The sequence below is a fragment of the Neptunomonas sp. genome (assembly GCF_016744175.1).
GTDB lineage: Bacteria > Pseudomonadota > Gammaproteobacteria > Pseudomonadales > Balneatricaceae > Neptunomonas.
In genome coordinates this window covers 58,966-73,174 of sequence record NZ_JADGEV010000018.1, presented here as the reverse complement: position 1 = coordinate 73,174, position 14,209 = coordinate 58,966, and the positions used below count along the sequence as shown (strand labels likewise).

At 45.4% G+C, this 14,209-nt stretch carries 15 protein-coding genes; 4 read left to right on the top strand and 11 right to left on the bottom strand.

What is annotated here, in order from left to right; translation table 11 throughout:
* Positions 1-657: glutathione S-transferase family protein (locus tag QZZ55_RS10440; protein ID WP_366512310.1), on the top strand; the 657-nt coding region annotated here is incomplete at its 5' end.
* On the opposite strand, the gene QZZ55_RS10435 is transcribed toward QZZ55_RS10440, so the two are convergent.
* Positions 652-1,101, bottom strand: coding sequence for a hypothetical protein (locus QZZ55_RS10435; RefSeq protein WP_293267264.1), 450 nt, complete (start codon positions 1,099-1,101; stop codon positions 652-654). The genes QZZ55_RS10440 and QZZ55_RS10435 overlap by 6 nt on opposite strands.
* A 162-nt stretch (positions 1,102-1,263) precedes the next feature.
* Between QZZ55_RS10435 and QZZ55_RS10430 the strand changes: the two genes are divergently transcribed.
* On the top strand, positions 1,264-2,109 hold the full coding sequence (locus tag QZZ55_RS10430) for a MoxR family ATPase (RefSeq protein WP_293267263.1): 846 nt from the start codon (positions 1,264-1,266) through the stop codon (positions 2,107-2,109).
* Entirely contained in the window at positions 2,109-3,284 is a 1,176-nt protein-coding gene (locus QZZ55_RS10425) for a VWA domain-containing protein (RefSeq protein WP_293267262.1), read from the top strand. Before QZZ55_RS10430 ends, QZZ55_RS10425 begins: the two co-directional genes overlap by 1 nt.
* Positions 3,285-3,290: 6 nt before the next feature.
* Here the strand turns inward: QZZ55_RS10425 and hutH are convergent, their stop codons facing one another.
* From hutH to upp, 8 genes are all read right to left on the bottom strand, one after another.
* On the bottom strand, positions 3,291-4,829 hold the full coding sequence (hutH, locus tag QZZ55_RS10420; RefSeq protein ID WP_293267261.1) for a histidine ammonia-lyase: 1,539 nt from the start codon (positions 4,827-4,829) through the stop codon (positions 3,291-3,293).
* Positions 4,830-4,866: 37 nt separating this feature from the next.
* A complete protein-coding gene (gene hutU, locus QZZ55_RS10415; protein WP_293267260.1) occupies positions 4,867-6,543 on the bottom strand; it encodes a urocanate hydratase in 1,677 nt (558 codons plus the stop codon).
* A 27-nt stretch (positions 6,544-6,570) separates the two neighbouring features.
* Positions 6,571-7,512, bottom strand: a complete 942-nt coding sequence (gene hutG / locus QZZ55_RS10410; protein ID WP_293267259.1) for a formimidoylglutamase — start codon at positions 7,510-7,512, stop codon at positions 6,571-6,573.
* Positions 7,505-8,764: an imidazolonepropionase gene (gene hutI / locus QZZ55_RS10405; protein WP_293267258.1), complete on the bottom strand. Its 1,260-nt coding sequence runs from the start codon at positions 8,762-8,764 to the stop codon at positions 7,505-7,507. The genes hutG and hutI overlap by 8 nt, the downstream gene beginning before the upstream one ends.
* A 182-nt stretch (positions 8,765-8,946) precedes the next feature.
* Positions 8,947-9,654, bottom strand: a complete 708-nt coding sequence (gene hutC / locus QZZ55_RS10400) for a histidine utilization repressor (RefSeq protein ID WP_293267257.1) — start codon at positions 9,652-9,654, stop codon at positions 8,947-8,949.
* A 128-nt stretch (positions 9,655-9,782) separates the two neighbouring features.
* On the bottom strand, positions 9,783-10,379 hold the full coding sequence (locus tag QZZ55_RS10395) for a hypothetical protein (RefSeq protein ID WP_293267256.1): 597 nt from the start codon (positions 10,377-10,379) through the stop codon (positions 9,783-9,785).
* 161 nt (positions 10,380-10,540) lie between these two features.
* Positions 10,541-11,827: a uracil-xanthine permease family protein gene (locus tag QZZ55_RS10390; RefSeq protein ID WP_293267255.1), complete on the bottom strand. Its 1,287-nt coding sequence runs from the start codon at positions 11,825-11,827 to the stop codon at positions 10,541-10,543.
* Positions 11,827-12,453, bottom strand: coding sequence for a uracil phosphoribosyltransferase (gene upp, locus QZZ55_RS10385; protein ID WP_293267254.1), 627 nt, complete (start codon positions 12,451-12,453; stop codon positions 11,827-11,829). The genes QZZ55_RS10390 and upp overlap by 1 nt, the downstream gene beginning before the upstream one ends.
* Before the next feature lie 206 nt (positions 12,454-12,659).
* Here upp and QZZ55_RS10380 point away from each other — a divergent pair, with 206 nt between their 5' ends.
* Positions 12,660-13,220, top strand: a complete 561-nt coding sequence (locus QZZ55_RS10380; protein WP_293267253.1) for a hypoxanthine-guanine phosphoribosyltransferase — start codon at positions 12,660-12,662, stop codon at positions 13,218-13,220.
* Between the two features lie 70 nt (positions 13,221-13,290).
* Here QZZ55_RS10380 and QZZ55_RS10375 read toward each other — a convergent pair whose 3' ends face one another.
* Entirely contained in the window at positions 13,291-14,055 is a 765-nt protein-coding gene (locus QZZ55_RS10375) for a ParA family protein (protein ID WP_293267252.1), read from the bottom strand.
* A gap of 16 nt (positions 14,056-14,071) precedes the next feature.
* Positions 14,072-14,209: DUF2333 family protein (locus QZZ55_RS10370; RefSeq protein ID WP_293267268.1), on the bottom strand; the 138-nt coding region annotated here is incomplete at its 5' end.

Genomic DNA, 14,209 nt, shown 5'->3' with positions numbered 1-14,209 from the left:
GAAATGGAATTGATCATCGGAAATAAAAACTACTCTTCTTGGTCGCTACGCGGCTGGTTAATGTTAAAAGCGTTTGATCTACCTTTTACAGAAACGCGTTTGGCATTGTTTGAGGCTGATTTTTATTCATCACTAGCGAACTACTCTCCTGCGGGAAAAGTTCCAGTATTGATTGATAACGGCATCACCGTGTGGGATTCATTAGCCATTTGTGAGTATGTCAGCGAAACACATTTAGATAATAAAGGCTGGCCAGCAGATGCAGAAGAACGTGCCTTAGCACGTGCCATCAGCTGCGAGATGCATTCTGGATTCTTTGGTTTACGCCATGAGTTACCTATGAACTGTCGCGCCAAACGCGCTGTTATTCTCACAGAAGCAGCACGTAAAGATGTTCAGAGAATCGATACTATCTGGACAGAGCTTTTACAAGAACACAGCACACAGGGGCCGTGGTTATTTGGCGAGTTTAGTATTGCCGATGTCATGTTTGCGCCGGTGGCGCTACGTTTTGATACCTACAACACAGAGGTATCCGCCCGTAGCCGTGCATATATAGAAACAGTACTTGCCCACCCTGGTGTACAAGCATGGGTCGCTGATGCAAAACAAGAATCCGAAACTATTGAAGAAGAAGAAGTTGGCCAGCCGCTATAAGTGGCAGCTAATTTTTAGCTTTTCACTCTTCTTTTTATCACTCTTTTTGTTAGCGCCTTTAGCACGGCAATACACAAGATCTCCATTGGCTGTCAGTGCGTAAGCTGATACAACGCCACTGCCTGTGTTGTGCACCGCTTGCACGCTCGCAAAACGATAGGCCGTTGGCCTATCTTGTTGGTAACAATGAATCGCAGCTTTTCCCTGTGATTTTTTGTTACCTCTTGCGCCACTACGGCAATACTCTAATGTGCTATTGGTACGTATCACCCACACATCATCAGCTGAGCCTGTAGAAAAAGATTGGATCGGAAAAACCGGTACGGCTCTTTTATTCCCCGCCGCTGCTGCATTCGACGCTGCCGCAATACTACAACTCACTCCTACAGCCATTAATACCTTAAAGGCTAACGGAGCCTTTTGGCTGAATATCCTTATATTCATCTCGATTAACTCCTTATTATTTGTGATTTATGCTCTTCATAAATACGCGCTTTTTTTCACAGAGTAAATCTCAAATAAATTTGCTAACATTAGGGCATTCACTTAGCTAAACTGAATTTAATAGTTGTTTCATACGGCTATTTTTAACAATGGGATTTCAATATGGCTTTTAACGGCTCCGAGCGCTATGTAGCTACCGACGAACTGCAAATGGCAGTCAAAGCATCTATCACTATGCAGCGTCCTCTTTTGATTAAAGGCGAACCGGGTACAGGTAAAACCATGCTGGCCGAAGAGGTCGCGCTCTCATTAGGTAAAAAACTGTTTCGTTGGCACATTAAGTCGACCACAAAAGCACAACAAGGCCTATATGAGTACGATGCGGTATCACGCTTGCGTGACTCTCAACTTGGCGACGAGAAAGTTTACGATATTGGCAACTACATCAAGAAAGGTTTGCTGTGGCAGGCATTTGATGCAGATGAGCAAGTGGTATTGCTTATCGATGAGATTGATAAAGCCGATATTGAGTTCCCCAATGACCTGCTAGTCGAACTCGATAAAATGGAGTTCTTTGTTTACGAAACAGGTGAGCGTGTTGTTGCTAAGCATCGCCCGATTATTATCATCACGTCGAATAATGAAAAAGAGCTGCCGGATGCTTTCTTGCGCCGTTGTTTCTTCCATTACATTACCTTCCCTGACCGCGACACCATGCAGCAGATTGTTGATGTGCATTATCCGGGTATCCAGCAAGCGCTAGTAAATGAAGCGTTAGAAATTTTCTTCAGAATCCGTGACATGAACAACCTGAAGAAAAAACCGTCTACTTCTGAGCTCATCGACTGGCTAAAGCTATTAATTGCAGACGACATCCCAGTGGATCTTTTGCAAAACAAAGATATCGCTCAAGCCATGCCTCCACTTTATGGCGCATTACTTAAGAATGAGCAAGATGTGCATATGCTGCAACGTCTGGCATTTATGGCAAGACGAGAAAACCGCTAATGTTGATCGACTTTTTCAACACTCTGAAACGGGCTGATATTCCCGTTTCTCTGAACGAGTTGCTGGTATTGCTCGACGCGCTTAAAAAAGGTGTCGCGTTTGCTAACATCGATGATTTTTATCTACTCAGCCGTATTTGTCTGATCAAAGATGAAAAACATTTTGATCGTTTTGATCGTGCTTTTGGTCATTATTTTAAGGGTCTCGACGCACTTAATCTGTTTCCTGATAATGCTATTCCAGAAGACTGGTTACGCTCTGAGTTTTTAAAAAATCTATCTGAAGAAGAAAAAGCCAAGATTGAAGCCATGGGCGGGCTGGATAAACTCCTTGAAACGCTTAATGAGCGCTTAGAAGATCAACACGATCGCCACGCCGGTGGTAATAAATGGATTGGCACTGGCGGCACCTCACCTTTTGGCCACAGTGGTTATAACCCTGAAGGCATTCGTATTGGTGGCGTGAGCAAACATAAGCGCGCCGTGAAAGTGTGGGAAAAACGCGAATTTAAAAATCTAGATGATCAGGTTGAGCTTGGCACACGTAACATGAAAGTGGCTTTGCGTAAGCTGCGAAAATTTGCCCGCACAGGCTCCAATGAAGAGTTAGATCTAAACGATACAATTCGCTCAACCGCCGCTAATGCAGGGCTGCTAGATATTAAGATGGTGCCGGAGCGCCATAATGCCGCCAAAGTACTGATCTTTCTGGATATCGGTGGTTCGATGGACCCTTACATCCATCTTTGTGAACAGCTATTTTCTGCCGCACGCACCGAGTTTAAGCATCTCGAATACTTTTACTTTCATAACTGTGTGTATGAGAAAGTCTGGAAAGATAACAACCGCCGTCACCATGACACACTATCAACCATGGATGTTATCCACACCTACGGTAAAGACTATCGCGTTATCTTTATTGGTGATGCAGCCATGTCGCCTTATGAGCTGATACAACGCTACGGCAGTGTTGAACATATGAATGAAGAAGCGGGCCAGGTGTGGTTACAGCGTATTCTTGATACCTGGGATAAAGCGATTTGGCTAAACCCCACACAAGAAAGGTTCTGGGGATACAGCCACTCAACCGATGCGATCCAGCAACTTTTTGATGGGCACATGTACCCGCTGACCCTTGCGGGCCTTGAAGCGGGTATCAAGCACTTATCAAAATAGAGCGAACTAGCTCTGCAAGCTAGGCAAAAGATCAGCGGGTACTAAGGCGTTATAGTCGCCCCGCTGAATCAGCGCCTGTGCTCGTTCTATATCAGGCGAAAAGTAACGGTCTTTATCATAAAACGCGACTTCTGCTCTTAACTGGCTATGCGCCTGCTGTAGCCCTACCGTTGTTTTGAGCGGTGCTCTAAAGTCAATCCCCTGACACGCCCCCAATAACTCTACGGCCAAAATCCCTGCGGTATTCTCTGACATATCCCGTAAACGCCGTGCGGCAAACGTTGCCATGGAAACATGATCTTCTTGGTTGGCAGACGTCGGCAAGCTATCCACAGAAGCAGGATGCGCCAATGATTTATTCTCAGAAGCCAGCGCAGCCCCCGTAACTTGTGCAATCATAAACCCTGAATTCACACCGCCATTGTCGACCAAAAAAGGTGGTAATTTAGAGAGATTCGTATCAATCAACAACGCCATACGCCGCTCAGATAAAGAACCAATCTCCGCAATTGCTAATGCAAGGTTATCTGCCACCATGGCAATAGGCTCTGCATGAAAGTTACCTCCCGAGATAATGTCGTTGTCCTCAGCAAACACCAGCGGGTTATCTGATACGGCATTGGACTCCACCAACAAGACTTGCGCAGCTTGTCTAATCTGCTGCAAGCAAGCGCCCATCACTTGCGGCTGACAACGTAATGAATAGGGATCTTGTACTTTTTCACATTGCTGGTGAGAACTGCCAATTTCCGAATCGTCTTGCAGTAAATGACGATACGCTGCTGCGGCATCTATTTGGGTTTGATGACCACGCACCTGATGCACACGATCATCAAATGGTCTGCGGCTACCAAGGGCCGCTTCGACAGACAAAGCACCCGTTACAGTGGCGGCTGCATACAAGTCTTCAGCAGCAAATAGCCCTTGTAACGCGAAGGCCGCTGAAGCTTGTGTACCATTTAACAATGCCAAGCCTTCTTTGGGGCCTAGTGCGATAGGCTCTAATCCAGCTACCTTTAAGCCTGCTGCACCACTTATACGCTCACCGTTATACAGCGCTTCACCTTCGCCGAGTAAAACAGTACTCATGTGTGCAAGAGGCGCCAAATCACCCGAGGCGCCTACTGAACCTTTCTCCGGGATGCATGGATATACTTCGGCATTGAGCAAAGTAATTAATGCCTCAATTACTTGCAAACGAATACCCGAGTAGCCACGTGCTAAAGAGTTAATCTTTAATACCATCAGTAAACGCACTGTCGATGGTTTCATAAACTGCCCAACACCAGCAGCATGAGATAACACAATGCTGCGCTGTAGCAGGTCTAGGTCATCACTTGAGATTCGGGTGTTAGCTAGCATGCCAAACCCGGTATTGATCCCATAAACCACGCGGTCTTCTGCCAATACTTGTTGTACGGTAGCGGCACTTTTAGCAATGCCATCGTGGCAACAAGAATCCAGCATCAGCTTAACGGGTTCTTGATTTATACGGCGCAAGTCAGCTAGCCCTAACTGACCCGGTGTTAACATTAATTCATACATATTTTAGATTCCGGTATCCGTTTGATGAGTTATCTAGCTATTCGTTATCTAGCATGGGTAGATCAAGTGATTGCTCACGGGCGCACTGCTTCGCTAAAGGATAACCTGCATCAGCATGTCGCATGACTCCCGTACCCGGATCATTACGTAATACTCTGCCTAAGCGAGCCTTTGCTGCGTCTGTCCCATCCGCCACAATAACCATACCGGCATGCTGGCTGAAGCCCATACCCACACCACCACCATGGTGCAGCGATACCCAGGTTGCACCACCTGAGGTACTGAGTAATGCATTGAGCAACGGCCAGTCAGATACGGCATCGGAGCCATCCATCATTGCTTCTGTTTCACGATTAGGGCTGGCAACAGAGCCAGAATCCAAATGATCACGGCCAATCACGATAGGCGCTTTCAGCTCTCCATTGCTTACCATTTCGTTAAAGGCTAACGCTAAACGGGCACGATCTTTTAAACCAACCCAACAAATACGTGCCGGTAACCCCTGAAACGCAATACGCTCGCGCGCCATATCCAACCAGTTATGCAGATGCGGATCATTCGGAATGAGTTCTTTGACTTTAGCATCTGTTTTATAGATATCTTCGGGGTCTCCCGAAAGCGCTACCCATCTAAACGGACCGATACCTTCGCAAAACAACGGTCTTACATAAGCAGGTACAAAACCCGGAAAATCAAACGCATTGGTTATACCCTCTTCTAACGCCATCTGGCGAATATTATTCCCATAATCCAATGTGGCGGCACCGTTTGCTTGTAACGTCAGCATCGCAGCAACCTGTACAGCCATTGACTGCTTAGCCGCTTTAACCACTGCTGCTTCATCTTTTTGGCGCATAGCAGTAGCATGTTCCATGCTCCAGTTCTGCGGCAGGTAGCCATTGAGTGGGTCATGCGCGGAGGTTTGGTCCGTCACTACGTCTGGAGTGATTCCACGCTCCACGAGTTCGGCAAAGATATCTGCTGCATTGCCTAACAAGCCGACAGAAACGGCCTTGCCTTCAGCTTTAGCCTGCTCAAGCATTGCTAATGCGTTGTCGAGTGTGTCTGCTTTTTTATCTAAGTAAGCCGTACGTAAACGAAAATCGATTCTGGTTTCATCGCACTCAACCGCTAACATCGAGAAACCTGCCATAGTCGCTGCTAACGGCTGCGCACCGCCCATGCCACCTAAGCCACCGGTTAAAATCCATCGTCCGGTAGCCACGCCATCAAAGTGCTGCTTCGCCACAGCAACAAATGTCTCGTAAGTGCCCTGCACTATTCCTTGGGAGCCAATATAGATCCACGAGCCTGCTGTCATTTGGCCATACATAGCCAAGCCTTGTTTATCTAATTCGTTAAAGTGCTCCCAGTTAGCCCAGTGCGGTACAAGGTTAGAGTTAGCAATAAGAACTCTAGGTGCATCGGCGTGGGTTTGAAAAACGCCAACAGGCTTGCCCGACTGAATAAGCAATGTTTGATCTTCTTCAAGGCGCTGCAACACTTCAATAATCTTATCAAAACACTCCCAACTACGTGCAGCACGACCAATGCCACCATATACCACCAGCGACTGAGGATGCTCCGCTACATCTGGATCTAAATTATTCATCAGCATACGCATAGCCGCTTCAGTCAACCAACTTTTACAACGTAGCTGGCTGCCATGAGGCGCACGAATCACACGGGATTCATCTAGTCGGGTAAAACTCATATAGGATTCCTTATATTCTCTAGTCTATTAGCGGGCAATCAAGCTCAGCAAACGTGCAGCGGTGCGTGCTGTGCGATGATCAATATCGAGTTGTGGATTAAGTTCGGCGAGATCAGCCAGTTTCAACTTGCCGCTGGCTTTTATGTCGGTTATCAGTGCTTCAATTACTTCTAACTGAACACCTCTGGCCGCCGGGGCACTCACCCCTGGTGCAACTGACGCAGGCAATACATCAAGATCAATGGTCAGGTACAACCAATCGCACTTTTTGATAAAGGCTGCGAGCTGTTGTTGAGTTTCCGTTAAACAGGCAACGCCCATCTGCTCATCCAAGCGATAGCTCACGCCAAGTGCATCTGCTCGTTTAAAAAGCGCTTGTGTGTTAGAGCTTTCTGCAACACCCAAACAACAGTAATGAAACGGCGAATTTTGGACAGCGCACTGATCCGCTATCTGCTTGAATGGTGTGCCTGAGCTACCGAGCTGCTCATAAGAACGTAAGTCAAAATGCGCATCAAAGTTGATAATGCCAATAACGGGTAGCGTTGGCTGCTCACGTGCAAAAAGGTTAAGACCTTGCCAGCTGCCATAAGCCACTTCATGCCCCCCTCCCATCACCACAGGAAGCTGCTGATCTTCTAACAAGCGCTTTACACAATCACCTAATTGCTGTTGTGCCGACTCCAAATCACAGTCATCACAACGGATATCTCCGGCATCATAAACAGGCTTAGTCATGTGCCATGCGAGAGGTGCCAAGGCACGTCGGATCGCAAGCGGGCCTACTTTGGCACCGATACGCCCTAAGTTACGCACCACACCCTGCTCACAAGGAAAGCCAAAGAGAGCAACACCGGGTTCTGCGCCTTCATTCCAAGCACTGACGTGTTGATGCCAACGCATCCCTAAATCACCCTCTAGGGAGTCTTCGCGGCCAATCCAGATACTCATATCGGGTGCTTTAAACATGAGAAGTTTCTCCCTGATAAATACGCTGCTTAAGCATTGGCACGCCCATTTGATAAGCTAATTCTGAGGGGTGTTTTATGTCCCATAGCAACATGTCAGCAGGTGCACCTACCACTAGCCGTCCGCTATCGTCAGATAACCCCAGTGCTTTTGCTGCATGGCAGGTTACGCCAGCCAGCGCCTCTTCTGGCGTTAAACGAAACAAGGTGCAGGCCATGTTCATCATTAATCGCAAAGAGGCTAAAGGTGAGGTACCAGGGTTAAAATCGGTGGCTATGGCCATTGGGATGCCAGCAGTACGTAGTGCTTGAATAGGCGGTAATTTAGTTTCACGTAGAAAATAAAAAGCCCCCGGCAACAACACAGCAACCGTGCCATTATCAACTAATGGTTGTAATGCATTGGCATCAAGGTATTCCAGATGGTCTACGGACAATGCGCCGTAGTTAGCCGCTAATTGCGAGCCTTTTAAATCTGATAACTGCTCAGTGTGTCCCTTAACAGCAAGACCATGATTTTTAGCCGCTATAAATACTCGCTCACATTGCGCGGGCGAAAAACCGATACCTTCACAGAAAACATCCACAGCATCGGCGAGCTTTTGCTCAGCCGCTGCCGGTATCATCTGCTCACACACCAGATCAATATAAGCATCGCTATTAGATACAAACTCGGGCGGGAGCGCGTGTGCTCCAAGCAATGTGGTACGCATCTGGATAGGAAAAGCCTCCCCTAGCTGGCGTGCAACGCGTAGCATTTTGAGTTCATCTTTCAGTGTTAAACCATAACCAGATTTAATCTCTATCGTTGTGACACCTTCACTCATTAAGACTTGCAAGCGTGGCACGGCTACATCAAATAGCTGCTGTTCGGATGCTTCACGAGTGGCACGTACAGTAGAGAGAATTCCTCCGCCTTCCCTTGCTATTTGCTCATACGGAACACCTTGCAAGCGCTGCTCAAATTCCTGAGCACGGCTGCCTGCAAACACCAGATGCGTATGGCAATCAATCAGGCCCGGTGTCATCCAGCCACCTCGGCCAACAATGTTAGCGTTGGGTAGTAACATCTCATCTATATCAGCCATTGGCGCAATAGCGCTGATACGGCCATCTTTAATGGCTAACGCCATATTCTGCTGCATTGCATAGCTCTGAGGGCCATCAGCAAAGCGGGCAGCACTTCTCGACATCGTTGCTAGGTCAAGATCGAGCCAAACTTTATCGGCGTCACGAAAGTCATTCATTATCATTTATAGTCGCAAAAAGTCATTTGTATATACAAATACAACAGATAAACGTAGGCGTCAAATTATAATGTGCTTAAAAATGATAAAGAAATAGACATAAGCAGACCCTCTTATCTATGTTTACCATAGGAATGAAGGGCTAGAGCACTATTTGTATATACAAATAATTATTTTATAAAGAAAATCTAAAGATGGGCTTGAGAGCGCAACTTATATCGGCTACCCGGGTGTGTTAACTGGGCAAAACTAATCAGGTGTTGTTTAGACCAGGTTCTACGTTGTAATAACAAACACGGTTCTGTTTGTTTCATATCGAGTAATTCAGCCACAGTGGCATCGGGCATAATAGCTTCAACAATATGCTCCACATCAGTCAGTGGGCAATTCTGGTTTAGATACTCATTAGGTGTGCACTGAGTAAAATCCTGAGCAAGATATTCAGGCGCCCAATCTGGGTTAATATAACGCTCTTCTAATTGCAGCGGCATCTTATCTTCGTAATGAACAATTAGCGAGTGAAAAACAGATGTTCCAACCCTCACACCCAGCTGCACGGCGACCCACTCATGAGCAGTTTGCTCTTCTAAGCGAATCACCACACTGTGGTACTGGCGCCCACGGCTGCGCACTTCATCAGCAATATTGTTAATATTTTGTAAGGGGGACTCGGCTTTTAGGTCGGTAACATAAGTGCCTTGCCCAGCAGTACGGATCAGCAACCCCATGTGTACCAAATCACGAATGGCTTTGTTCACTGTCATTCTGCTAACAGCAAATTGATCTGCCAACGCATGCTCAGTAGGAATCTGATTGTGAGGGAGGTAATCTCCTTTCTCGATGGCATCAAGAATGAAGTTTTTAATTTGCTGGTAACGCGGAATTTTGCTGCTCAAACGAAAAGCTCTTTGTAAGGGTACGAAATGTTTTATTAACAATAGCGTAAAATCATACTCTTACGTGGAAAGAAGATGCAAGGCAGTCGCTCCTTCTGTAAACATCTATTCGTGTAATACGCCTCTCATTAACGAATTTCAATGACCGGTAGCCAGCGTTTATCTCTATCAACTTCATCAAGCTCTGCTTCACCTACCGGAGGTACGCTAAGATCATCTGGTGGCGATGCAAGAACGTTAAGATCAACAGCCTGAGCTTCCCCTTTAATAATTCCATTATCGATCTGCATTTTGTAGTAGATACCATTCCAAAAATTGGCACCAAACTCTTTTGGCGTTTTAAACATAAAGAGCAAGTCATGTTCCAACCAGCGAAGGTTATCCACAGTCACCTTATGCGGCTGCTCATAAGGGTACGCCAGATGACACCAAAGCTCTGGGCCTTCTAAGCATTTCATCTCTTTCATGGAAAGAAAGTAGTCACGAAACTGTTCACGCTCAAGCGTTAATTGGTACTCGCTGCCACCTTCTTTTGGCGTAAAGGTTATCGAGCCAATAACAGTACGCTGGCCATTTTTATCCAATAACGCTACCGACTTAACGCCTTGTAACGCAGCCGTTACCAATGCCTCTTGGGATGCAGCCCATGCCGTATTCACGGAGAAGCCACTCAAGAAAATAAACAATGATACAAGTATTTTGTTACTCATCGTTAAACCAAACATAGCCTGCCACCTTGCTTAGAAACGTTTTAATATGCTTGATAAAAACGGTAACGCCTTTGCATAAGCCTGACTATGATACTTGAGTACTGATTTATTATTCCCAATAAAAAACCCTGCAAAGGCAGGGTTTTAAAGGGATACTAAAAAGCTAATATATACGCTTAGCGAGCATGATCAATCAAGTCATCTACAACGGCTTTCTCTTCATGTAGGTCATCACTTTCTGGCTGTTCTTTAGGCAAAATCAAGTTCAGAAGAATCGCTACAACACCGCACAAGCTAATGCCCTGCAAGCTGAAATCATTTGTGCCAATCGCCATTCCACCAATACCGAATACCAGTACAGTAGCAACAATGACCAAATTACGCTGCTGAGTAAGGTCCACACGCGCTTTAATAAGCGTATTCAAACCCACTGCCGCAATAGAACCAAATAGTAAGATAAGAATACCACCCATAACCGGCGCAGGTATGGTCTGCAAAGCAGCACCAAACTTAGCAACAAGCGCCATTAAGATAGCGATAACAGCCGCCCATGTCATAACAATAGGGTTAAAGGTTTTAGTCAGCATAACGGCACCGGTTACTTCTGAGTAAGTCGTGTTTGGTGGCCCACCCAACATTGCTGCTGCAGATGTTGCCAAACCATCACCAAACAAGGTGCGGTGCAAACCAGGCTTTTTAACGTAATCTTTACCTGTCACATTACTGATAGCCAGCACATCACCAACATGCTCAATAGCCGGAGCAATGGATACCGGTATCATAAACAGAATAGTTGCCCAATTTAGCGTAGGGAAAACAAACTCAGGAACAGCCAATAAAGGTGCCGCTGTAACAGCATCAAGATTCACCATGCCCATAAAAGCGGCAACCGTATAACCTACTAGCACACCAAATAAAATGGGAATAAGACGAAAGATACCTTTTGCATAAGACGCGACAACTAATGTTGTAAATAAAGCACTCATAGAAACGATCATTGCATCCACGTAGGGAAACAATTCGATAGCGCCATCACCTGTCTTGCCCATTGCCATATTGACAGCAACCGGGGCTAAACCAAGACCAATCACCATAATAACGGGACCTGTCACTACAGGTGGCATTAAGCGATGCAGGAATCCCGCACCTCTTAGCTTAACCAAAGCACCTAACAGCATGTAAACAATACCCGCCGCAAGCAACCCGCCTAGCGTGTCTGACATACCCCAGGTTTGTACGCTATAGAGAATAGGCGCGATAAAAGCAAAAGAAGATGCCAAAAATATAGGGATACTGCGCTTGGTCACAAACTGGAACAGTAAGGTACCTAAACCAGCAGTAAACAATGCCACACTTGGATTCATGCCCGTCAACAACGGCATGAGAACCAAGGCACCAAAAGCCACAAATAACATTTGAGAACCCGCTAAGGCGTTCTTCCACATCGGTTCATTTGAATTCATTATTTAGTACCAAATATTTTATCGCCAGCATCACCCAACCCAGGAATGATGTAGCCATTTTCATTTAGGTGGCTGTCTATTGATGCCGTGTAAATATCTACATCGGGATGTGCTGCTTGTACTTTTTCGATACCTTCCGGTGCGGCGACCAAAATAAGTGCGCGAATACTGGTGCACCCTGCTGCTTTAAGCATATCAATCGTTGCGATCATCGACCCGCCGGTTGCTAACATTGGATCAACGATCAACGCCATACGCTCTTCAATGTCATGTGCGAGTTTTTCAAAATAAGGGACAGGTTCTAATGTCTCTTCATCACGATACAAACCCACTACACTAATTTTCGCACTCGGCACTAAATCCAATACGCCATCTAACATGCCAATACCTGCACGTAAAATGGGTACAACAGTAAATTTTTTACCCTTAATCTGCTCCCCTTTAATAGAACCACACCAACCTTCAATATCGTGCTCTTCAAGTTCTAGATCTTTGGTTGCTTCATAGGTCAAAAGAGCGCCCACTTCTGCTGCTAACTGTCGAAAACTTCTGGTGCTTACAGATGCAACGCGCATTAAGCTTAATTTGTGACGAACTAACGGGTGTTTTATCTCGAGGACGCTCATAATTTCTTCTCACTGTTCGGTGCGCTTCCAGGCACCTTGATCTATTCGTTATCCTTAGGTCGAAAGAGTAACGAAACCTGACTCTAATGTCATGATTTGATCACCGGAACTTGCCCTTTTTCGCTTTGGTCAGTATCGTTTGGGCTAAATTCCCTATTTTTCCATTCCAAATACTTATTTATGAGTAGCCGATAGTGATTACTAGTATGCCGAATACAGATATTGAACATATTAAAAAAATCTATAGCGAAGCAGACCTTCTATTCAATGAAGAGGCTGTTGAAACTGCTATAAACAACATGGCGCAAGAAATCACATCGTCTCTCGCTGAACAAAACCCCGTTGTGTTCACGGTAATGAATGGCGGACTAGTTATTGGCGGTAAGCTCATCACTAAATTAGATTTTCCTCTAGAAGCGAGTTACATGCACGCTACTCGTTACCGTAATGGAACTTCTGGACATCAACTAGAATGGAAAGTGGCTCCTATGATCGACTTCAATGGCCGCCCAGTTTTGATTCTTGATGATATTCTCGATGAAGGCCATACGCTTGCAGAGATTATTGATTACTGCCATAAAAATGGTGCAACTGAAGTTCACTCTGCAGTACTCGTTAATAAACTGCATGACCGTAAAGCACGCGAAGGTTTAAAAGCTGATTTTGTGGGGCTAGAAGTTGAGGATAGGTATATCTTTGGTTACGGTATGGATTACCACGGTTACTGGCGTAACGCCCCTGGTATCTTTGCTGTAAAAGGCATGTAACGTCTAAAAAAGTACACCCCATAAAAAACGGAGCCTAGAGCTCCGTTTTTTTATTTAGTTATTCATCACCTTAAGGATGTAACTCGTTAAACAAGTCTACAAACTCCTGAGTCAGCTTATGCTTAGGCGCATAGTGAACCAATGGTACTGATACGTTATGTGATTCCCGCATTTTAACAGACGATGATATTTTCGCATTGAGTACTGGCAAGTCTTCTGCCTGTAGCTCAGCTACCATTTTTCTAGGTAATGATGCTCTTGGCTGAAATTGATTAACCACAATTCCCTCCACTTCTAAGGCCTCATTGTGATCCATGCGCGTTTCATTAACGTTATCCAATAATGAATAAAGTGCATGACGTGCAAACTCATCGCAATCGAACGGGATCAAACAACGTTCTGCAGCAACCAACGCTGACAAGGTAAAGAAATTAAATGCTGGCGGTGTATCTATGTACACTGCATCGAAATCTTCCAATTTTTCAAGCGCTTCTTTTAGCTTGTATATTTTATGCTTGGTTTCTAGTTTCGTCTGAAGATCAGCAACATCTGGGTTAGCAGGGATAAGAAACAGATTTTCATAAGGTGTTTCATGAATAAACGCTTCTGCTCCCTGAGGCTTTAACTGAAACGTTAATGTTTGCTCAAAAAAGGCTTTCACATCCTGTGTTAATTCATCGCTTCCAGCACCATAAATGTACTGCGTAGAATTACACTGAGGGTCTAGGTCAATGACTAGTGTCTTCAAACCCTTAGCAGCACTTATAGCCGCTAAGTTAGATGTAATACTAGACTTACCCACACCACCTTTTTGATTAAAAACAACGCGTATCATTAAATTTTCCTTATTATTATCCCTGAGACAGCAGTTCACGAAGATCAATGATAGCGGCGTTTGCGCGCGAAATATAAGATGCCATTACCAGTGAGTGATTTGCCAATAGTCCAAATTCGTTACCGTTCAGAATCATAGGACTCCAAATAGTACC

What these genes read in the sequence shown, in the direction of transcription:
- QZZ55_RS10435 (WP_293267264.1), bottom strand. Translation starts at nt 1,101, where the DNA reads ATGAATATAAGGATATTCAGCCAAAAGGCTCCGTTAGCCTTTAAGGTA.
- QZZ55_RS10430 (WP_293267263.1), top strand. Translation starts at nt 1,264, where the DNA reads ATGGCTTTTAACGGCTCCGAGCGCTATGTAGCTACCGACGAACTGCAA.
- QZZ55_RS10425 (WP_293267262.1), top strand. Translation starts at nt 2,109, where the DNA reads ATGTTGATCGACTTTTTCAACACTCTGAAACGGGCTGATATTCCCGTT.
- hutH (WP_293267261.1), bottom strand. Translation starts at nt 4,829, where the DNA reads ATGTATGAATTAATGTTAACACCGGGTCAGTTAGGGCTAGCTGACTTG.
- hutU (WP_293267260.1), bottom strand. Translation starts at nt 6,543, where the DNA reads ATGAGTTTTACCCGACTAGATGAATCCCGTGTGATTCGTGCGCCTCAT.
- hutG (WP_293267259.1), bottom strand. Translation starts at nt 7,512, where the DNA reads ATGTTTAAAGCACCCGATATGAGTATCTGGATTGGCCGCGAAGACTCC.
- hutI (WP_293267258.1), bottom strand. Translation starts at nt 8,764, where the DNA reads ATGATAATGAATGACTTTCGTGACGCCGATAAAGTTTGGCTCGATCTT.
- QZZ55_RS10395 (WP_293267256.1), bottom strand. Translation starts at nt 10,379, where the DNA reads ATGTTTGGTTTAACGATGAGTAACAAAATACTTGTATCATTGTTTATT.
- QZZ55_RS10390 (WP_293267255.1), bottom strand. Translation starts at nt 11,827, where the DNA reads ATGAATTCAAATGAACCGATGTGGAAGAACGCCTTAGCGGGTTCTCAA.
- upp (WP_293267254.1), bottom strand. Translation starts at nt 12,453, where the DNA reads ATGAGCGTCCTCGAGATAAAACACCCGTTAGTTCGTCACAAATTAAGC.
- QZZ55_RS10380 (WP_293267253.1), top strand. Translation starts at nt 12,660, where the DNA reads ATGCCGAATACAGATATTGAACATATTAAAAAAATCTATAGCGAAGCA.
- QZZ55_RS10375 (WP_293267252.1), bottom strand. Translation starts at nt 14,055, where the DNA reads ATGATACGCGTTGTTTTTAATCAAAAAGGTGGTGTGGGTAAGTCTAGT.